Origin of the sequence: Acinetobacter sp. AC1-2, assembly GCF_016124155.1 — a bacterium.
GTDB classification, from domain to species: domain Bacteria; phylum Pseudomonadota; class Gammaproteobacteria; order Pseudomonadales; family Moraxellaceae; genus Acinetobacter; species Acinetobacter calcoaceticus.
The window spans coordinates 89,254-108,614 of sequence record NZ_JABFFO010000007.1 but is presented as its reverse complement, the minus strand read 5'-3'; the positions used below and the strand labels follow the sequence as shown (position 1 = coordinate 108,614).

Annotated in this window: 19 protein-coding genes; 17 read left to right on the top strand and 2 right to left on the bottom strand. The window is 41.7% G+C overall.

The features are described from left to right. Nucleotides 1–165 precede the first annotated feature (165 nt). The 15 genes from ndhC to HL290_RS16930 all read left to right on the top strand — a co-directional run bounded on the left by ndhC (nt 166) and on the right by HL290_RS16930 (nt 16,360). Nucleotides 166–717 carry an NADH-quinone oxidoreductase subunit A gene (ndhC, locus tag HL290_RS17000; protein ID WP_003653481.1) on the top strand — a complete coding sequence of 184 codons (552 nt, stop codon included), beginning with the start codon at nt 166–168 and terminating at the stop codon, nt 715–717. A 6-nt stretch (nt 718–723) separates the two neighbouring features. After that, nucleotides 724–1,401 carry a NuoB/complex I 20 kDa subunit family protein gene (locus tag HL290_RS16995; protein ID WP_002050353.1) on the top strand — a complete coding sequence of 226 codons (678 nt, stop codon included), beginning with the start codon at nt 724–726 and terminating at the stop codon, nt 1,399–1,401. 84 nt (nt 1,402–1,485) lie between these two features. Then, nucleotides 1,486–3,273, top strand: coding sequence for an NADH-quinone oxidoreductase subunit C/D (gene nuoC, locus HL290_RS16990; RefSeq protein WP_016139137.1), 1,788 nt, complete (start codon nt 1,486–1,488; stop codon nt 3,271–3,273). A 13-nt stretch (nt 3,274–3,286) separates the two neighbouring features. Then, the gene (gene nuoE / locus HL290_RS16985; protein ID WP_003653477.1) at nt 3,287–3,796 is read left to right on the top strand and encodes an NADH-quinone oxidoreductase subunit NuoE; all 510 of its coding nucleotides are present in this window, start codon (nt 3,287–3,289) and stop codon (nt 3,794–3,796) included. Next, nucleotides 3,793–5,124, top strand: a complete 1,332-nt coding sequence (gene nuoF / locus HL290_RS16980) for an NADH-quinone oxidoreductase subunit NuoF (protein ID WP_003653475.1) — start codon at nt 3,793–3,795, stop codon at nt 5,122–5,124. The genes nuoE and nuoF overlap by 4 nt, the downstream gene beginning before the upstream one ends. 12 nt (nt 5,125–5,136) lie before the next feature. Continuing rightward, nucleotides 5,137–7,821, top strand: coding sequence for an NADH-quinone oxidoreductase subunit NuoG (gene nuoG, locus HL290_RS16975; RefSeq protein ID WP_198497074.1), 2,685 nt, complete (start codon nt 5,137–5,139; stop codon nt 7,819–7,821). Between the two features lie 3 nt (nt 7,822–7,824). Further along, nucleotides 7,825–8,841: an NADH-quinone oxidoreductase subunit NuoH gene (nuoH, locus tag HL290_RS16970; protein ID WP_003653472.1), complete on the top strand. Its 1,017-nt coding sequence runs from the start codon at nt 7,825–7,827 to the stop codon at nt 8,839–8,841. Between the two features lie 18 nt (nt 8,842–8,859). Then, complete coding sequence (nuoI, locus tag HL290_RS16965) at nt 8,860–9,402, top strand: NADH-quinone oxidoreductase subunit NuoI (RefSeq protein ID WP_003653469.1); 543 nt, start codon at nt 8,860–8,862, stop codon at nt 9,400–9,402. Further along, the gene (gene nuoJ / locus HL290_RS16960; protein ID WP_014205902.1) at nt 9,402–9,920 is read left to right on the top strand and encodes an NADH-quinone oxidoreductase subunit J; all 519 of its coding nucleotides are present in this window, start codon (nt 9,402–9,404) and stop codon (nt 9,918–9,920) included. Before nuoI ends, nuoJ begins: the two co-directional genes overlap by 1 nt. Next, nucleotides 9,920–10,228 carry an NADH-quinone oxidoreductase subunit NuoK gene (gene nuoK / locus HL290_RS16955; RefSeq protein WP_003653467.1) on the top strand — a complete coding sequence of 103 codons (309 nt, stop codon included), beginning with the start codon at nt 9,920–9,922 and terminating at the stop codon, nt 10,226–10,228. The genes nuoJ and nuoK overlap by 1 nt, the downstream gene beginning before the upstream one ends. Beyond that, nucleotides 10,225–12,114, top strand: coding sequence for an NADH-quinone oxidoreductase subunit L (gene nuoL, locus HL290_RS16950; RefSeq protein ID WP_003653465.1), 1,890 nt, complete (start codon nt 10,225–10,227; stop codon nt 12,112–12,114). The genes nuoK and nuoL overlap by 4 nt, the downstream gene beginning before the upstream one ends. A gap of 1 nt (nt 12,115) precedes the next feature. After that, the gene (gene nuoM / locus HL290_RS16945) at nt 12,116–13,714 is read left to right on the top strand and encodes an NADH-quinone oxidoreductase subunit M (protein ID WP_003653463.1); all 1,599 of its coding nucleotides are present in this window, start codon (nt 12,116–12,118) and stop codon (nt 13,712–13,714) included. A 2-nt stretch (nt 13,715–13,716) separates the two neighbouring features. Beyond that, nucleotides 13,717–15,213, top strand: a complete 1,497-nt coding sequence (nuoN, locus tag HL290_RS16940) for an NADH-quinone oxidoreductase subunit NuoN (RefSeq protein ID WP_003653461.1) — start codon at nt 13,717–13,719, stop codon at nt 15,211–15,213. 100 nt (nt 15,214–15,313) lie between these two features. Continuing rightward, on the top strand, nt 15,314–15,949 hold the full coding sequence (gene upp, locus HL290_RS16935; protein ID WP_003653460.1) for a uracil phosphoribosyltransferase: 636 nt from the start codon (nt 15,314–15,316) through the stop codon (nt 15,947–15,949). Between the two features lie 117 nt (nt 15,950–16,066). Continuing rightward, nucleotides 16,067–16,360 carry a cold shock domain-containing protein gene (locus HL290_RS16930; RefSeq protein ID WP_005042841.1) on the top strand — a complete coding sequence of 98 codons (294 nt, stop codon included), beginning with the start codon at nt 16,067–16,069 and terminating at the stop codon, nt 16,358–16,360. A 189-nt stretch (nt 16,361–16,549) separates the two neighbouring features. Here the strand turns inward: HL290_RS16930 and gigC are convergent, their stop codons facing one another. Beyond that, nucleotides 16,550–17,434, bottom strand: coding sequence for a LysR family transcriptional regulator GigC (gigC, locus tag HL290_RS16925; protein ID WP_198497073.1), 885 nt, complete (start codon nt 17,432–17,434; stop codon nt 16,550–16,552). Nucleotides 17,435–17,520: 86 nt separating this feature from the next. Between gigC and HL290_RS16920 the strand changes: the two genes are divergently transcribed. Next, a complete protein-coding gene (locus HL290_RS16920) occupies nt 17,521–18,282 on the top strand; it encodes a ferredoxin--NADP reductase (protein ID WP_198077914.1) in 762 nt (253 codons plus the stop codon). Between the two features lie 48 nt (nt 18,283–18,330). Here the strand turns inward: HL290_RS16920 and HL290_RS16915 are convergent, their stop codons facing one another. Further along, nucleotides 18,331–18,750 (bottom strand): hypothetical protein, encoded by a 420-nt coding sequence (locus tag HL290_RS16915; RefSeq protein WP_171056780.1) that lies wholly within the window; start codon nt 18,748–18,750, stop codon nt 18,331–18,333. A 290-nt stretch (nt 18,751–19,040) separates the two neighbouring features. Here HL290_RS16915 and HL290_RS16910 point away from each other — a divergent pair, with 290 nt between their 5' ends. Further along, nucleotides 19,041–19,274 (top strand): hypothetical protein, encoded by a 234-nt coding sequence (locus HL290_RS16910; RefSeq protein WP_045436523.1) that lies wholly within the window; start codon nt 19,041–19,043, stop codon nt 19,272–19,274. The last annotated feature ends 87 nt before the right edge of the window (nt 19,275–19,361 follow it).

Here is a 19,361-nt window from a genome sequence, read left to right as displayed (position 1 = left end):
GAATAGTTTTGTTTAGAAAATCATCCGAAAGACTAAGACGCTTCAACTAGCATGCGAAATTAGAAATCAGGTACAATTGGCGGGATTAATTTTGTGTTTGGTGTATTTGAAGGCCAATACATACATTCTTTGTTAAATAATAGGCCTGCCAGGAGTTATCCCCGCATGAGTGCCATTACTCCATACGACTGGGCGATTATCGCCTTCGTGATCGGCGTTACATTTCTTTGCGTCTTTATGCTCACAGTTCCCTTACTCCTCGGGGGGAAATCGTGGGGGCGTGCTAAGCAAGAGCAGTTTGAATCGGGTGTCGTGAGTGCTGGTGGCGCTCGCATTCGCCTGTCTGCAAAGTTCTATTTAGTTGCAATTTTCTTTGTTGTCTTCGACTTAGAGGCACTTTACCTCTATGCATGGTCTACTTCTGTGCGTGAAGTAGGGTGGTTGGGATATACCACTGTAGTAATCTTTGTCGTTGATTTATTGATTGCGCTTGTTTATGCCTTCTCTGTAGGTGCTTTAAGTTGGTCACCAGCAGATCGCCGTAAATCAGCAGGTGAGGCGATTAAAATCGGTTCGCCAACAATGAACATTGCTGAAATTACACGCTTTAACTCTATTGAAGAGCTCGTAACTGACCCTACAGGCCAGATTCCAGCTCAATCATCAGGTCGTGTTAAGTCAAAAACTACACCTGCATTGTCATCTGAAAAGGAGTAAGTCGGGATGAAATATACTCTGACCCGCGCGAATCCGGATGCTGATCAATACCCATTGCAAGAACGTCAAATCGTGACAGATCCACTAGAAGAGGAAGTGAATAAAAACGTATTCATGACTCGTTTAGAGGATGTCTTGCATACAGCAGTAAACTGGGGGCGTAAAAACTCCTTGTGGCCATTTAACTTTGGTACCTCATGTTGTTACGTTGAATATGCAACAACCTTAACAGGTGTGCATGACTTGTCACGTTTCGGCGCAGAGGTTATCCGTGCTTCACCTCGTCAAGCTGACTTGATGATTGTTGCCGGAACCTGTTTCGTAAAAATGGCACCAGTTATTCAGCGTCTATATGAACAGATGTTAGAGCCTAAATGGGTCATCTCGATGGGTGCTTGTGCAAACTCTGGAGGTATGTACGACATCTATTCAGTAGTACAAGGTGTAGACAAAATTATTCCTGTTGACGTGTACGTCCCAGGTTGTCCACCTCGTCCTGAAGCGTTAATTCAAGCTTTAATGCTTTTACAAGACCAGATTCAATTAGAGCGACGCCCGCTTTCTGCCGTGATTGGTGATGATCTTCAGCCAGTGTATAAGCCAAAGATGATGCCAGAACGTGACCGTAAGAATGCGCAGCGTATTGCCGTTAAAAACTTACGCTCTATGGATGAGATTAAATAATTTTTTGACGGTGCTTTGACATATCTAACCGATATGTTCATCGAGAAAATTGACAGAATTTGTATTAAATAGGAAGCCAAGCCAATGGCTGAAACTGACATTGCTATGCCAGAGTCAACACCAGTTGATTCACGCCCAGCATTTGCAATCGTAGAAGAACTCAAAACCAAATTTGGTGAGAACTTTTACGTGCAGGCGACTTTTGAAGAGTTTCCAACAGTCTGGGTTGAGCGCGCACGCGTGCAAGAAGTCCTTATGTTCCTACGTAAAGTGGAACGTCCATATGTAATGCTGTTTGACTTATCTGCGATGGATGAGCGTTTACGTGTTCATCGTGATGGTTTACCAGCATCTGACTTCACTGTGTTCTATCATTTATTATCGCTTGAGCGTAATAGTGACATTCGTATCAAGGTTGCCTTGAACGAAAATGATCTTAACCTTCCGACAGCGACCAATATCTGGCCAAATGCCAACTGGTATGAACGTGAAGCTTACGATATGTTCGGTATCAATTTCGAAGGGCATCCAATGCTCCGTCGTATCTTGTTGCCAACGTACTGGGAAGGTCATCCGTTACGTAAAGAATATTCAGCACGTGCGACAGAATATACGCCGTACATGCAAGACAAAGCGAAACAAGACTTTGAACAAGAGCACTTACGTTTTGTGCCAGAAGACTGGGGTCTTAAACGCGGTAATGCTGACGAAGACTTTATGTTCCTGAACTTGGGTCCTAACCATCCATCTGCACATGGTGCGTTCCGTGTTGTATTGCAGTTAGATGGCGAAGAAGTGAAGGACTGTGTTCCTGATATCGGTTATCACCACCGTGGTGTGGAAAAGATGGCTGAACGTCAAACATGGCATTCTTTCATTCCTTATACTGACCGTGTTGACTACTTAGGTGGTTGTGCTCAGAACATGCCGTATGTGATGGCTGTAGAGCAAATGGCAGGAATCAAAGTTCCTGAACGTGCTCAAGTCATTCGTGTCATGTTGAACGAATTATTCCGTATTAATAACCACTTGTTGTTCTGTGGTACGGCAATTCAGGATGCCGGTGGTATGACACCAGTATTCTATATGTTCGCAGACCGTCAAAAAGTTTACGACATTGTTGAAGCAATCACGGGTTACCGTATGCATCCAGCATGGTTCCGTATTGGTGGTACAGCACACGATCTTCCAAATAACTGGCAAAAACTTGTTAAAGAATTGCTAGAGTGGATGCCTAAGCGCTTAAACGAATACTACACAGCAGCATTGAAAAACTCTGTGTTTATTGGTCGTACGCGTAACGTTGCACAATACGATGCCAAGTCTGCACTCGCATGGGGTGTAACTGGTACTGGTTTACGTGCGACAGGTATCGATTTTGACGTTCGTAAATATCGTCCATACAGTGGCTATGAAAACTTCGATTTTGATGTGCCAGTTGAGTATGAAGGCGATGCATATGCACGTGTACTCGTTCACTTCCGTGAAATTACTGAGTCGTTAAAAATTATTCAACAGTGTTTGGATAACATGCCTTCTGGTCCATATAAAGCGGATCATCCATTGGCTGTTCCACCACCGAAAGATAAGACATTACAAGATATTGAAACCTTGATTACGCACTTCTTGAGCGTTTCATGGGGTCCTGTCATGCCAGCGGGCGAGTCATCATTTATGACTGAAGTGGTTAAAGGTGCAAGTACGTATTACTTGACTTCAGATAAATCGACGATGAGTTATCGTACTCGTATTCGTACACCGACGTTTACTCACTTACAGCAAATGCCTGCAGTGATTAACGGCAGTTTGGTATCTGACTTAATCATTTATCTGGCGACCATTGACGTGGTTATGGCTGACGTGGATCGCTAAGAGGTAACACATAATGATGATTTTGACTGATAAAAAGCCACGTGTGAATGTTGAAGGGATTTTGACTGCGGAAGAAATTCACGACATCGAACATCACATTGGTCACTATCCATACCCTCGTGCAGCCTCTTTGGATGCATTGAAGTGTGTACAACGCCGTAATGGTTGGGTAGATGACGCTCAAATGAATGCCATCGCACAGTTATTGTCGATGAGTGTTGCTGATTTGGAAGGTGTTGCAACATTTTACAACCGTATCTATCGCCACCCGGTAGGTCGTCACGTGATTTTGCTTTGTGACTCAATTGCTTGCTTCTTAATGGGTGCAGAAACACTTGCTGAAGCATTCCAGCGCGAATTAGGAATTCAGTATGGTCAAACGACACCAGATGGTCGTTTTACACTGCTTCCAATTTGCTGCCTAGGCAACTGCGACAAAGGCCCAACTTTAATGATTGATGAAGATACTCACGGTTTAGTCGAAGTGACATCAATTAAACAGTTATTGGAGAAGTATGTATGAATACTGAACCAAAACCAATTTATGGCGACGGTAATCCAGAAACTCATCCGCTCACTTGGCGTTTAAGTAAACGTGAAGAAGTTCGTGGTGCTGATGATTACGAAGCACTTGAAGGTTATGCTGGCTTTAAAAAAGCATTAGGCATGAAACCTGCTGAAGTGTTAGACGTCATTAAAGCTGCAACTGTAAAAGGTCGTGGTGGTGCGGGTTTCCCAGCAGGTATTAAATGGTCATTAATGGCACCAAATGATGGTGGTCCACGTTATTTGATCTGTAATGCCGATGAAATGGAGCCGGGTACTTTTAAAGACCGTTTGTTGATGGAAAAACTTCCACATCAATTGATCGAAGGTATGTTGATCGCGGGTTATACCTTAGAGGCAACTCAAGGTTATATCTTTATCCGTGGTGAATATATTGAGGCAGCTCAATACTTAAATGAAGCATTAGAACAGATTCGTGCTAAAGGTTATTTAGGCGAAAACATTTTAGGTTCTGGCTGGAATTTTGATTTGCATGTACATACGGGTGCAGGGCGTTATATCTGTGGTGAAGAAACTGCATTGATTAACTCACTCGAAGGCCGTCGTGCAAACCCACGTACTAAGCCGCCATTCCCGCAAGTTGCAGGGGCATGGGGTCGTCCAACAATTGTGAACAACGTTGAAACTTATAACAACTTGCCAGCAATTATGCTTCGTGGTCCAGAGTGGTATATCGGTTTATCAGCAGGTAAATCAAAAGACCCAGGCACTAAAATTTATGGTGCATCAGGTAAAGTAAAATTCCCAGGTCTTTGGGAGTTGCCATTTGGTACAACTGCACGTGAAGTGATTGAAGATCATGCTGGTGGTATGCGTGAGGGCTTAAAGCTCAAAGCATGGTTACCGGGTGGTGCTTCAACTGACTTTTTACCGGCTGATACCATTGATTTACCAATGGATGCAGACACGATTATGAAAGCAGGTTCTCGTTTGGGAACATGTTTATTGATGGTGGTTGACGAAACTCAATGTATGGTATCGCTCACTCGTAACTTAGAAGAGTTCTTTGCGCGCGAATCATGTGGTTTCTGTACACCATGTCGTGATGGTTTGCCATGGGCTGTTAAAGCGCTTAAAGCACTTGAAGTAGGCGAAGGTAAGAAAGAAGATATCGATCATTTACAAGAATTGACTCGTAAATTATGGATTGGTAAAACTTTCTGTGCCCACGCACCAGGTGCGATGGAGCCGCTTATGGGCGCACTCAAACATTTCCGTGGTGAGTTTGAAGCGAAAGTGACGACTCGTCCTGTCGTGCAAACCAGCAACGTAGAACAAGCTTAAGGAATTCGACTTATGGCTACAATTCATGTCGATGGAAAATCGTATGAAGTCAACGGCTCGGAAAACTTGCTACAAGCATGTTTGAGTCTGGGCATCGACATCCCATATTTTTGTTGGCATCCATCCTTAGGTTCGGTTGGTTCTTGCCGTCAATGTGCTGTTACGCAATATGCGAATCCAGAAGATACGCGTGGTCGTTTGGTCATGTCATGCATGACACCAGCATCTGACAATACCTATATCTCGATTGAAGACAAAGAAGCAACAGATTTCCGTGCATCTATTGTTGAATTTTTGATGACGAATCACCCACACGACTGTCCAGTCTGTGAAGAGGGTGGTCACTGTCATTTACAAGATATGACTGTGATGACTGGTCATGACCGTCGTCGCTACCGTTTTACAAAGCGTACGCATTACAACCAAGAACTCGGCTCATTCATTGCACATGAAATGAACCGCTGTATTGCTTGTTACCGTTGTGTTCGTTACTACAACGACTATGCGGGCGGTACGGACTTTGGTGTGTATGCTAATGCATCTCGTGTGTATTTCGGTCGTCCTGAATCAGGTACTTTAGAGTCTGAATTCTCAGGTAACTTGACTGAAGTATGTCCAACAGGTGTATTCACTGATAAGACACATTCAGAGCGTTATAACCGTAAATGGGACATGCAGTATGCACCAAGCGTGTGTCAAGGCTGTTCTTCTGGCTGTAACATTTCTCCGGGTGAACGCTATGGTGAAATCCGTCGTGTAGAAAACCGTTTCAATGGTTCGGTTAACCAATACTTCCTTTGTGACAAAGGTCGCTTTGGCACAGGTTATGTAAACCGTGCAGACCGTCCACGTCAGCCTCAGTTCCGTAACAGTGAAACTGTTGCAACTGTTTCTGTCGATCAAGCTTTAGATCAAACGATTGAGAAGCTTCAAGGCAAAAAAGTTTTGGGTATCGGTTCTCCGCGCGCAAGCTTGGAATCGAACTATGCATTACGTGAGCTTGTAGGTCAGGCAAATTACTCAACTGGTGTTGCACAAAAAGAGCAAAAACTTGTTGAACTTGCTGCATCTATCATGCAAACAGAGGGCATTTACAACCCGAACATGCGTGAAATCGAAAGCTATGATGCCGTCTTGATTTTAGGTGAAGACCTGACTCAAACTGCACCACGTATGGCCTTGTCAGTTCGTCAAGCTGCGAAAAACAAAGCTCGTGAAATGGCTGCAAAAACACGTACCCCAGACTGGTTGGCTGAGCCTGTACAACGTATTGGTCAAGAAGCAAAATCTCCGATCTATATCTTGGCTGCAACTCAAACTCGTCTTGCCGATGTTGCAACTGGTGAAGTTGTTGCTTCTCCAAATGACATTGCTCGTTTAGGTTTTGCAGTAGCTGCGGCAGTGAAAGGCGAAACAGTGAATGGTTTAGATGACGATGCAAAAGCATTTGCTCAAACCATTGCTGATACGTTAAAAGCAGCAAACAAGCCATTAATCATTGCGGGTACTAGCTTGCAAGATGCTTCTATTATGGAAGCTGCGGCTGAGTTGACTCAGAACTTAGGTTCTAAAGCTGGTTTAAGTCTTGTGGTTCCTGAAGTGAACTCGATGGGCTTAGCATTGTTTGGTGGCTTAAGCCTCGAACAAGCATTTGCTCAAGACTACGACACACTTGTTATTGTTGAAAATGACTTGTTCCGTCGCTTACCTGCTGTACAAGTGCAGGCTGCACTTGATAAAGCTGAAACAGTAATTGTGCTTGATCACAGTGAAACTGAAACTGTGAAACAGGCTGATATTGTACTTTCAGCAGCAAGCTTTGCCGAAGGTGACGGTACTGTTGTAAGCCAAGAAGGTCGTGCACAGCGTTTCTATCAAGTTTACGATCCAAGTTACTACAAACCTGAATATGCAATTAAAGAATCATGGCGTTGGTTACATGCCATTGAAACTGGCATTAAAGGTAAAGCCGTAGACTGGACATTGCTTGATGATGTGATTGAAAGCATCGTAAAAAATGTACCAGTACTTGAAGCTATTCAAGATGTGGCGCCTGATGCAGGTTACCGTGTACATGGTTTGAAAATTGCACGTGAACCACGTCGTTATTCAGGTCGTACAGCAATGCGTGCGCCGTTATCGGTTCATGAGCCTAAACAGCCTACAGATCTAGATTCAGCATTAACATTCTCAATGGAAGGTTATGTTGGTCCGCAAAAAGCATCATCATTAGTACCATTTGCATGGGCTCCGGGCTGGAACTCTCCACAATCTTGGAACAAATACCAAGATGAAGTGGGTGGTCACTTAAAAGGTGGTGATTCAGGTATTCGTTTATTCGATCGCTTGGCAAAACGCCCTGCACGTAGCTATGTTGCTCCAGTAGCGGTAGTTGCAAACCCTGAAAGTTTCCGCTTAGTACCAATGCATCATATTTTTGGTTCTGGTGAATTCACTACTAAAACACCTGCAATGGAAACTCGTATTCCAGAAGCTATGTTTGCAGTGGGCGAACAAGATGCAAGTCGTTTGAATCTTCAAGAAGGTCAACGCATTACAGTAAAAGCAGGCGAAACCAGTGTGAGCTTGCCTGTACAAGTAATTGAATATTTACCTACAGGTTATATTGGTTACCCAGTTGGTTTAGCACCAATGGTGTCACTAGCTGAGCCTGTTTCAGTGGCTTTAGGAGTGTAATTCATGAATCAAGAAATTATACGTCAAACGCCACTTTGGGCTGAGAACTGGCCAATTGCCTATGCTGTAGTTCAAGCAGTTGTGATTTTGCTTGTGGTTGTTTTAGTTGCAGCGTTGATGTCTTTTATTGAACGTCGTTTGCTTGCTTTGTGGCAAGACCGTTATGGTCCAAACCGTGTTGGTCCTGGTGGTATGTTCCAGATCGTTGCCGACATGCTCAAGATCATGTTCAAAGAAGACTGGACACCAAAATTTGCTGACAAGCTTACATTCCGTTTAGCACCAGCTGTTGCAATGGCAACAGCGGTTCTTTCATTCATGGTTATCCCGGTGAGTCCTTCACTGGGTGTTGCCGACATGAGTATCGGTTTGTTGTTCTTCATGGCAATGGCTGGTATTGCAGTCTATGCAGTATTGTTTGGTGGCTGGGCTTCAAATAACAAATACTCATTGCTTGGTGGTTTACGTTCAGCTGCTCAAACCATTTCTTATGAAGTGTTCTTGGGTATCTCATTGATGGGTGTGGTTGCAATTGCAGGCTCATTTAACCTTCGTGAAATTGTTGAAGCACAACGCGATGTTTGGTTCGTCATTCCACAATTCTTAGGTTTCTTGATTTTTGTGGTTGCTGGTGTTGCGGTAACTCACCGTCATCCATTTGACCAACCAGAAGCAGAACAAGAATTGGCTGAAGGTTACCATGTTGAATATGGTGGTATGAAATGGGGTATGTTCTTCGTTGCTGAATATGTCAACGTGGTACTTATTTCTGCATTGATCGTAACTTTATTCTTCGGTGGCTGGTTAGCGCCATTCAATTTAGAAATTCCATTTGTTCCGCCAGTATTCTGGTTTGTGATTAAAACAGCATTCTTTGTAATGATGTTTGTTTTGGCTCGTGGTTCTTTAATGCGTCCACGTTATGACCAAGTCATGAACTTTGGTTGGAAAATTTGTTTGCCATTGGCGTTGGTCAACTTGTTAGTGACTGGTGCTGTGATTCTGATGAATCAGGCCTAGGACAGCAGGGAGTACAAAATGTATAAATTTCTAGCTGGATTCGGATCGATTGTACGTTCGTTATTTATGGTATTTAGCCATGTAACGCGTAAACGTGACACGATTTTATATCCAGAAGTACCGGCTGAACAGATTGTGCCGCCACGCTTTCGTGGTCGTATTGTGTTGACGCGCGACCCAGATGGGGAAGAGCGTTGTGTGGCATGTAACCTATGTGCGGTTGCGTGTCCAGTTGGCTGTATCTCATTACAAAAAGCAGAAACAGAAGATGGACGTTGGTATCCGGAATTTTTCCGTATCAACTTTTCACGCTGTATTTTCTGCGGTATGTGTGAAGAGGCTTGTCCAACAACTGCGATTCAGATGACACCAGATTTCGAACTTGGTGAATATGTACGTCAAGACTTGGTTTATGAGAAAGAAAACTTACTCATTTCAGGTCCGGGTAAATACCCAGACTACAACTTCTACCGTGTAGCTGGTATGGCAATTAACGGTAAAGAGAAAGGTCAGGCGCAGAAAGAAAGTGCACCAATCGATGTACGGAGTCTATTACCATGATGTGGCCGTTTTATTTGATGGCACTCGTGGCCATCGTTTCTACGGTTCGTGTAGTGACTAACACGAACCCTGTACACGCTTTACTTAGTCTAATTGTTTCATTGCTTGCTGTTGCTGGTATTTTCATGATCGTGGGGGCGCCTTTTGCAGGTGCTCTTGAAATCATTGTTTATGCCGGAGCAATTATGGTTCTGTTTGTCTTCGTGGTGATGATGTTGAATTTAGGTCAACACACTGTAGAACAAGAACGTAAATGGCTTTCTTCAGATGCTTGGGCATACCCAGCACTCATGAGTTTCTTACTCGGCTTGCTTTTGGTTTGGATGCTTGGTGGTGAATACACCACAATTTCAGCACCACTTGGGGCACAAGTGATTGGACCAAAAGTAGTTGGTCAAGCACTCTTTACTCACTATTTACTATTGGTTGAAGTTGCCGCGATGTTATTGCTAGCAGCCCTTGTTGCAGCATACCACTTAGGTAAACGTGAACCAGGTGCAGAAGAGGAAAAAGAATAATGGGCCAGATTCCTTTAGAACATGGTTTGATTGTTGCAACCATCCTTTTTGCACTCGGTTTTTACGGTGTAATGGTGCGACGCAACCTATTATTTATGTTAATGAGCCTTGAGGTCATGATGAATGCTGCTGCATTGGCATTTGTTCTTGCGGGTAGCGTATGGGCACAACCAGATGGACAAGTTATGTTCATTCTGATTTTGACCCTTGCAGCAGCAGAGGCATGTATCGGTCTTGCGATTGTCCTTCAGTTCTATCATCGCTTCCATCATTTGGATGTGGATGCTGCTAGTGAGATGCGCGGATGAGTTATTTATATCTAACAGTATTATTTCCGCTAATCGGTTTTATTTTATTGGCGGCAGGACGAGACAAACTCTCTGAAAATGTTGCAGCAATTATTGGTGTGGGTTCTGTAGGTTTATCTGCATTATTTGCATTGATTGCTGGAATGGCATTTACCACAAGTGGTCAGCAAGTTTTTGTTCAAAATCTGTGGACATGGTTCAATGTTGGCGGTTTTGCGCCGGGCATTAGCTTACATTTAGATGGCTTATCTTTACTCATGATGGGCATGGTTACGGGTGTTGGTTTCTTAATCCACATCTTTGCATCATGGTACATGCGTGGTGAAGAAGGTTATGCGCGCTTCTTCTCTTATTTCAACCTGTTTGTTGCCAGCATGCTTGTGCTTGTATTAGGCGACAACTTGGCGTTGTTATTCTTAGGGTGGGAAGGCGTAGGTCTTTGCTCTTATTTGCTTATCGGTTTCTATTATGCAAACCCTGCAAATGGTTGGGCTGCGATCAAAGCATTTACAGTTACCCGCGTAGGTGACGTATTCTTACTTATTGCTTTATTCTTGCTTTACCAACAATTTGGTACGTTGAATACTCAGTACATCGTTGAACATGCAGCAGAAGTAATGACGAAGAGTTCGTCACTTACCATCTGGACTGCATTAATGTTGTTCTTGGGTGCGGCTGGTAAATCTGCTCAAATTCCATTGCAAACATGGTTGGCAGATGCAATGGCAGGTCCAACACCTGTTTCTGCATTAATCCACGCTGCAACAATGGTAACGGCTGGTGTGTATTTATGCTGCCGTCTATTCAGCGTATTTGAACTTGCGCCTGAAGTGATGCAATTCATTTCGGTAACAGGTGCCGTGACTTTGCTAGTTGCAGGTTTTGCCGCACTCGTTCAAACAGACATCAAACGTATCTTGGCTTACTCAACAATGAGTCAGCTTGGCTATATGTTTATGGCTGTAGGTGCTGAAGCTTATCAAGCTGGCTTGTTCCACATGTTGGCTCACGCATTCTTTAAGGCATTATTATTCTTGTCTTCTGGTGCGGTGATTCTGGCTTACCACCACGAGCAAAACATTTTCAAAATGGGTGGCTTGTTCAAACGTAACAAATTCCTGTTTGCTTGTTTCGCGATCGGTGGCGGTGCATTAGCAGCTATTCCATTCTTGACGATTGGCTTCTTCTCTAAAGATGCGATTCTTGGTGAAGTTTGGGTACAAGGCCAATCAGTTGCTTTATACCACACCTTATATTGGGTGGGTGTAGCAGGTGCATTCCTGACTTCGATTTATACATTCCGTTTAATCTGGGTTGTATTCTTTGGTCAAGAAAACACGCCTTACCATGAAATTAAAGGTGCAACGTACTGGGCTCCATTGGGCATTTTAGCTGTACTGTCTACTTTTGTTGGTGCCGTATTAAAAGCACCTGTAGCTGGTATTCTTAATACTGCAAAAATTCCTGAATTCCATGTGGCTGAACAATTTGTAGAAGGCATGCATGGGGCAGAGCATTTAGCAGTAGGAATTGCGCTAGTTGGTCTAGTTGTTGGTATAGCATTATTTACATTTGCTTATGGTGCAGTGAAATCATTCGCTCAAACAAGTTTGGGTGCAGGTCTGGCACATATTTGCCGTACTGCTTTTGGTTTTGATGCATTGTATGACATCGTTTTTGTTAAACCTTATTTATTCTTCGCCAAAATCTTTGGCCGTGATCCGATTGACAGTTTGTGGTTAGTTCTTCCTGCACTTGTGAAAGGCGGAAATAGTTTTACAAGCTCACGTCAAACCGGTTCATTGCGTGAATACGCATCAAGTATGTCACTCGGTGTAGTGGTGTTATTGATGATCTTGATCGTTATTCAGGTAGTGGGGAAATAAAATGGAAAACAATTTAATTTTACCCGCGCTGATTCTTGTTCCGTTCATTGCTGGTTTTATTTGTTGGTTAGTCGATAAGCTCGACAAAACTTTGCCACGCTGGATTGCCTTAATTGGTATGCTCATTACTTTGGGCTTAGGTCTTGCACTTTGGCAAAGTGGAACTTATAGCTATGAGTTGGGTTCAAAAATCCCAACTTGGACTGCTGAGTTCTATTTACCGTGGATTCAATCACTCGGTATCGGCATTCACCTTGCTGTGGATGGCTTATCTTTACTCATGGTGTTATTAACAGCGTTACTTGGTGTACTTGCTGTTGGTTGTTCATGGGGCGAAATTCAAAAGAACGTTGGTTTCTTCCACTTAAACCTCTTATGGAGCTTAGGTGGCGTTATCGGTGTATTCTTAGCGATTGACCTGTTCTTGTTCTTCTTCTTCTGGGAGATGATGCTTGTACCAATCTACTTCTTGATTGCGTTATGGGGTCATAAAGGTTCAAACGGTCGTTCACGTGTTTACGCAGCTACCAAGTTCTTCCTTTACACGCAGATCGCTGGTTTAGTGATGTTAATCGGTATCCTTGGTCTTGTAGTTTATGGCTACATGATGACAGGCATGATCGGTTTCGATTACAACTATTTATTAGCTGTAGCCAACCACTTACCTGCGAACCTAGCTTATGGTTTCATGATCTGTTTCTTCATTGGTTTTGCCGTGAAGTTACCAGTGTTTCCATTACATGGTTGGTTGCCGGATGCGCATGCTCAAGCTCCTACAGCAGGTTCTGTAGACTTGGCGGGTATCTTGATTAAGACAGCTGCCTATGGCTTGCTTCGTTTTGTAATTCCATTCTTCCCGACAGCTTCTGCTCAGTTTGCAGATATTGCGATTATTTTCGGTTTGATTGGTATTTTCTACGGCGCATGGTGTGCTTACCAGCAAACTGACATGAAACGTTTACTTGCGTATACGTCGATTTCACACATGGGCTTTATTTTACTTGCAATCTACGCAGGTAATATTTTGACCTTCCAAGGTCTAATGATCATGATGTTGGCACATGGTTTGTCATCAGCTGCATTGTTCATTATGTCTGGTCAGATCTACGAACGTTTACATACACGTGATTTACGTTTAATGGGTGGTCTTCGTGGCCAGCTTCAGTACTTGCCATTTTTCTTGATGTTCTTCGTAGCTGCTCTTGTAGGCGTGCCAGGTTTGGGTAACTTTATCGGTGAATTCCTGATTTTGATGGGTTCATTTAATAAATATCCTGTCTTCACGATTCTTGCTTCTATCAGCCTTGTATTTGCAGGCTTATATGGCTTGATCTTGATTCACCGTGCTTTATTTGGTGAACCAAACCCTGAACAAAAGCAACACTACACTAGTCCACTAAAAGACTTATCTGCTCGTGAAGTTGGTATTTTGATGATTTGTGCGATTGGTCTCGTTTGGCTTGGTATCTACCCACAAACATTCTTGGATATGTCTCATTCAAGCATGCAGTGGTTGGTCAATAGTTATATGCCAGTTCAAGAAGTCGTTGAAACTGTTCAGCAAACAGCTACTCAACTTGACCATGTGGAGATCCAATAATCATGAACTTCACAGTATCACTCTCTACGCTTATGCCTTTAGCTCCGGTGATGATTGTTGCTTTGACAACAATCGTCGTCATGCTGTTAATTTCTATTAAGCGTAATCATAATTTAATCGCAACAACTTCTGTTGTTGGTCTAAACCTCGCTGCACTTTATATTTTATTTGCAGTATTTGGCGGTAAGTTTGTACCGGCAAATGTGATGGGCATGTTTATGGTTGATCCATTTACCATGTTCTATCAATTTATGATTTTGATTGCGGCATTGGCTTGTTGTACTTTGTCTCATGCTTACATCGAAACTTATAAAGATAACCGCGAAGAACTATATCTTTTGTTACTTGCTTCAGTAGCAGGTGCAATGTTGATGGTTGCAAGTTCTCACTATGCATCGTTCTTCATTAGCCTTGAGTTAATGTCGATTCCTGTATATGGCTTACTTGCTTATACCTATCAACGTAGTAGTTCACTTGAAGCTGGTATTAAATATCTTGTACTTTCAGCGACAGCTTCTGCAATGCTGTTGATGGGTATGGCATACATCTATGCATATACTGGTTCGCTTTCATTCTATGATTCTGTACAGGCGTTATTTGGTGCAATCAAACAGCCAATGGTGTTATTAGGTTTAGCACTTATTATCTTTGCTGTTGCATTTAAATTATCGCTTGCGCCATTCCATAAATGGACACCAGATGTATATGCAGGTGCACCAGCGCCAATGGCAACTTTCTTGGCGACCGCTGCTAAAGTTGCAACCATTGGTTTGTTCGTGCGCTATATGCTTGCTTCAGGCGCAATTATGGTGGATTCGTTAGTAACTATTTTGACAATCATTGCAGTATTGTCGATTTTAGTTGGTAACTTGCTCGCTGTTCGTCAAGTTAACTTAAAACGTATTCTTGGTTATTCATCTATTGCTCATTTTGGTTATTTGTTAATTGCTTTAATTAGCATGACTTATGCGAGCTTGGGTAGCGTAACTGTATATGTGGTGTCTTACGTATTAACAACTATCGGTGCTTTTGGTGCAGTAGCGTTAATGTCTAGCCCATATAACAACGTAGATGAAGCACAAAGTCTTGCCGACTACCGTGGTTTGTTCTGGCGTCGTCCAGTACTTACAGCAACGTTAACAGTCATGATGTTATCTTTGGCTGGTATTCCATTAACAGCGGGCTTCATTGGTAAGTTCTTAGTGGTAATGGCTGCTGTAACAACTCAACACTGGTTCTTGGCTGCAATGATTATTGTGGGTAGTGGTATTGGTTTGTACTATTACTTACGTGTGATGGTTGTAATGTATATGACACCACCAGAAACTCCTCGTATTGATGCAGATGCTCATTGGGGTCAAAAAGTAGGTGGTTTAATGGTATTGGCTGCTGCTGCATTAGTTATTATTTTGGGTGTTTACCCAGATCCAATGATTAATTTGGCATTAAAAGCAGAAATTTTATCTCCATTACATTTCATGCTTTCACAACAACAATAATCCTAGTGTACAAAAAAGCCTCCAAATCTGGAGGCTTTTTTTTATTGGGCATTAAAAAAAGATTATAATAAATACGTTTTTATATTTTTAGGTAACATCTGTGGCCATTCAAGAAATTCGTCACCCACTTATTCGTCATAAATTAGGTTTGTTACGTCGTTCTGACATCAGTACTAAGAATTTCCGTGAGCTTGCTCAGGAAGTGACTATGTTATTGACGTATGAAGCAACAAAAGATTTACCAGTTGTGGATTGTGAAATTAATGGATGGGCTGGAACTGTTACTACTCAGCGTATTGCTGGTAAAAAAATAACGATTGTACCGATTTTACGTGCAGGAATTGGTATGCTAGATGGTGTACTTAATCTGATTCCAAGTGCAAAGGTTAGTGTTTTAGGTCTTGAACGTAATGAAGAAACATTGGAAGTTCGTACTTATTATAAAAAACTAGTTCCAGATGTCGCTAATCGTCTTGCAATGATTATTGATCCAATGTTGGCAACAGGTAACTCATTAGTTGCTGCAATTGATGTGTTAAAGGCGAGTGGCTGTAAAGATATACGTGTTATGGTATTAGTTGCTGCCCCAGAAGGTGTTGCTAAAGTTGAAGCTGCTCATCCAGATGTACAGATTTATACAGCATCTATTGATAATGGCTTAAATGAACAAGGCTATATTGTTCCTGGTTTAGGTGATGCGGGCGATAAAATTTTTGGTAGTGTCCAAAAAGACTAATTTTTGAAATAATGATAAAAAGAGACTTAATCAAACCGTAAAGTTTTGAGGGCGGATTGAAAGTCTCTTTTTAATTTTCTGCTGTAATAACAGTATTGAAAAAGTAAGGTAAAGATCATGAAGCAAGAGTTTTATACCGGAAAAGTTAAACAATATGATCCTGACAAAGGATTTGGTTTTATTGGAACGGCTGAAGGAGATATTTTCTTTCATATTTCGGATTTTCCTGCATCAGAAGGGGAGCCGAAAAGAAATGAAAAAGTGAAATTTCTCGCTGTAGATAATCAGGGGAAATTTAAGGCTATAAAGATTGAACGTATCGATCCTAATCCGTCTAAAACCAAAAAAACTCAAATTACTGATCATAATAAAGCGATTACAACAGAGTTGTTATCACATTTTCGACGCTAATAGTGTTCTCAATGCTCAAAGCTATCTTGTTGCAGAGTTTAGCTAAGACCAGCAAAGAAGATTTTTGATGGTGTGTGGAATGAGTAAGTAATATAAATTAAGGGAGGTGTAAGCTTCCCTTAATTTTCTTAAATAATAAAGTGGTGAGCCATGTGAAAATGACTCAAGATGGCACTAGAAGATCAGGTCTTAAACCTGCTCTTCACAGAATTGTAAGAATGCTTTGAGGCCAGGACCTTGGTATTTTTGACGGTGTACCAACATGTAAAGTGGGCGAGTAAGTTGCCAGAATGGCGTTTCTAAAATAACTAATTGTTCTTTTTCAATTAAAGGTTCAATAGCGAGTTTAGAGATACAAGACATTCCTAAACCACCAGCAACGATTTTCAAGATTGCTTCATTGTGGCCTAGGGTGAGGCGAATATTAGCGTCTGGTAGATCTTGCAAAATAGCATTATCAAACACTTCACGAGTTCCCGAACCTTCTTCACGTAAAATCCATTCAACTTGATGAAAATCATGTGCTGTTAAAGGTCGATTTAAGCGTGCTAGAGGATGGGTAGGTGAGCAGCATACTGCAAGCTCATCATCACGCCAGTGAATGCATTGAAGTTGAGGTAGATGACACGAGCCTTCAATTAATGCTAAATCAAGCTGAAACTGATTGACAGCTTCAATCATTTGGCGTGTATTGCCCACCTGTAATTGCAAGTGTGCTTTAGGGTGATACTGTAAAAAGTTAGCCATTAAATCTGGCATAAGGTAATCACTGATCGTTAGAGTTGCCCCAATACGTAAGTCAATACTTTGTAACTCACCTTTTGCAGCTTGCTCAAAAGCTTCACAGCGACCTAATATTTCTAGTGCTTGTGGCAATAGAAAGCGACCAAGATCATTGAGTTGTAGTCGTTTACCTAAACGATCAAATAGAGGAGCACCAAGGCCATCCTCTAAATCGGCTAAAGCCATACTTGCTGCACTTTGCGTCAGTCTGACCGCATCACTGGCTTTGGTGACAGTTCCTTCTTGAGCGACGGCTACAAAAACAGCCAACTGGCGTAATGTCATGCGCATGTTTAAAAAGCCTTAACGTTTAAAAGTATTCATTATTTCGACTGTCATGCTAACATGAGCGCACTATTTCATGCCACGTTGAAATCATGTCAATTGAAAAATTTAGCGTAGAAAAAGTTTTATCTGTACACCGCTGGACTCCAACTCTTTTTAGTTTCACCATGACTCGCCCTGCACATTTTAAATTTACGGCTGGGCAATTTGCGCGTATTGGACTGAAAGTTGGAGAAGAACTTGTTGTTCGTGCCTATTCGGTGGTGTCGTCCCCATTTGATGAAACGCTAGAATTTTTCTCGATTGTAGTGCCTGACGGTGCATTTACTTCAAATCTTCAACATTTGAAGGTAGGTGATGAGCTTTACTTAGAAAAAATACCTTATGGTTATCTTACTTTAGCTCGCTATCAACAGCCTTTACCGCATGATTTATGGTTATTGGCAACAGGTACTGGCTTGGCTCCATTTTTATCGATGCTACAAGACTTCGATACATGGTCGAAATATCAAAAGATCAATTTGGTCTACAGTGTCCGTACCGCAGCTGAATTAGCTTATGTCGATCGTATTCAAGAGATTGCTGAAACTTTTGGGGAAGGGCACGTCGGTTTTAAATTTATTTCAATTATCACTCGTGATCCATCAGCACAGTTACATGATCGTTTACCGGTTTTGATTGAAAACGGTGAATTAGAAAAAGTTGCTGGTATAGAACTGAGCCCTGCAACAAGCCATGTCATGCTTTGTGGAAACCCAGAAATGGTAGATGACACGAAAGAGGCTTTAAAGCGCCGTGGTTTGACGATGAATCGTCGAGGTGAGGGAAATATTGCAGTAGAAAATTACTGGTAACAAGCGACAATTAAAAGAACTTTAAAATTATTTTTATGGATATGTTTATTAATGGACAAACATATCCATAAATTCACGAATTTCGGAAATCGCACTGTCTACATCGCTTGAAAGCCAAGTAGGTTCAAAAAGGCCTGCATAATGTTCTAAACGATCTTGGGGAACAACTAAGCGAACAGGACAGTCTTCTTCAAGTAAACGCCAAGGTAAAATCGGAACTTCATTGTCCAGAAAAATATTGATATTACGAATATCAACAATCATGGCGTTAATGCAGTCAGGAAATGGCATAACTGAAAATTCTTCAGTACGACGACGAAAATACTCCAGATCACCCCATTTGAGTTCATAACTTGGTTTATTAAATTCAATAATACCAATGAGATGTTCGTCTCTTGTCTGGTGGATATAACATTGATGTGTGACGTCAGTGTCGAGATCAAGAGTTACGTTTTGCTGACGATACATCATAAAATAGAGTAGCTTTAAAACATGGGGGCTTATTATAGCCTATTTTCTAAAAAGTAAGCGCTAAAACATATTGTATTACAAATGGGACATAGACGAAGTTCGTGAATAGTTGGAAATTATTTTTAATTGCTTAAATTAATGTGTGCAAATTTTATACTATTTTTATTATTTTAAAAGTAGAGTTTTGCAATCACAGACACCTTCGCATAATGCTTTTTCACACAATGCAACAAAGCAAATTGCTATGATGAATATAAAGTTAATGATAATAGAAGAGGGGAAAGAAGATGCATGATTTTTCAAAACCACCTCATGTGACGAGTCCTGAAGAAACTGCGAAAAAAAGAAGATTGCCAGTTTATATTTTAATTATTGTTGGGCTTTTTCTTCTTGCGCTTATTGTCTATATGGTTGCTGACCACAACCAGACTCCTAAACAAGAGGGAACTTTTCAAAATGAGACCACACCACATGTAATTAAGGGTAGTTCTGATTTGAATTTAAAGACCTATATAGGGTAATAAGCAAATCAGTTTATCTTGATATCAAGCCTTTAGGTGTAAACCTGAAGGCTTTTTTGCAACCTTTTGCATCAATTTGTTGTATTT

Excerpts from the sequence above, each read along its gene's own strand:
- ndhC (WP_003653481.1), top strand. The coding sequence starts at position 166 with ATGAGTGCCATTACTCCATACGACTGGGCGATTATCGCCTTCGTGATC.
- HL290_RS16995 (WP_002050353.1), top strand. The coding sequence starts at position 724 with ATGAAATATACTCTGACCCGCGCGAATCCGGATGCTGATCAATACCCA.
- nuoC (WP_016139137.1), top strand. The coding sequence starts at position 1,486 with ATGGCTGAAACTGACATTGCTATGCCAGAGTCAACACCAGTTGATTCA.
- nuoE (WP_003653477.1), top strand. The coding sequence starts at position 3,287 with ATGATGATTTTGACTGATAAAAAGCCACGTGTGAATGTTGAAGGGATT.
- nuoF (WP_003653475.1), top strand. The coding sequence starts at position 3,793 with ATGAATACTGAACCAAAACCAATTTATGGCGACGGTAATCCAGAAACT.
- nuoG (WP_198497074.1), top strand. The coding sequence starts at position 5,137 with ATGGCTACAATTCATGTCGATGGAAAATCGTATGAAGTCAACGGCTCG.
- nuoH (WP_003653472.1), top strand. The coding sequence starts at position 7,825 with ATGAATCAAGAAATTATACGTCAAACGCCACTTTGGGCTGAGAACTGG.
- nuoI (WP_003653469.1), top strand. The coding sequence starts at position 8,860 with ATGTATAAATTTCTAGCTGGATTCGGATCGATTGTACGTTCGTTATTT.
- nuoJ (WP_014205902.1), top strand. The coding sequence starts at position 9,402 with ATGTGGCCGTTTTATTTGATGGCACTCGTGGCCATCGTTTCTACGGTT.
- nuoK (WP_003653467.1), top strand. The coding sequence starts at position 9,920 with ATGGGCCAGATTCCTTTAGAACATGGTTTGATTGTTGCAACCATCCTT.
- nuoL (WP_003653465.1), top strand. The coding sequence starts at position 10,225 with ATGAGTTATTTATATCTAACAGTATTATTTCCGCTAATCGGTTTTATT.
- nuoM (WP_003653463.1), top strand. The coding sequence starts at position 12,116 with ATGGAAAACAATTTAATTTTACCCGCGCTGATTCTTGTTCCGTTCATT.
- nuoN (WP_003653461.1), top strand. The coding sequence starts at position 13,717 with ATGAACTTCACAGTATCACTCTCTACGCTTATGCCTTTAGCTCCGGTG.
- HL290_RS16930 (WP_005042841.1), top strand. The coding sequence starts at position 16,067 with ATGAAGCAAGAGTTTTATACCGGAAAAGTTAAACAATATGATCCTGAC.
- gigC (WP_198497073.1), bottom strand. The coding sequence starts at position 17,434 with ATGCGCATGACATTACGCCAGTTGGCTGTTTTTGTAGCCGTCGCTCAA.
- HL290_RS16920 (WP_198077914.1), top strand. The coding sequence starts at position 17,521 with ATGTCAATTGAAAAATTTAGCGTAGAAAAAGTTTTATCTGTACACCGC.
- HL290_RS16915 (WP_171056780.1), bottom strand. The coding sequence starts at position 18,750 with ATGTATCGTCAGCAAAACGTAACTCTTGATCTCGACACTGACGTCACA.
- HL290_RS16910 (WP_045436523.1), top strand. The coding sequence starts at position 19,041 with ATGCATGATTTTTCAAAACCACCTCATGTGACGAGTCCTGAAGAAACT.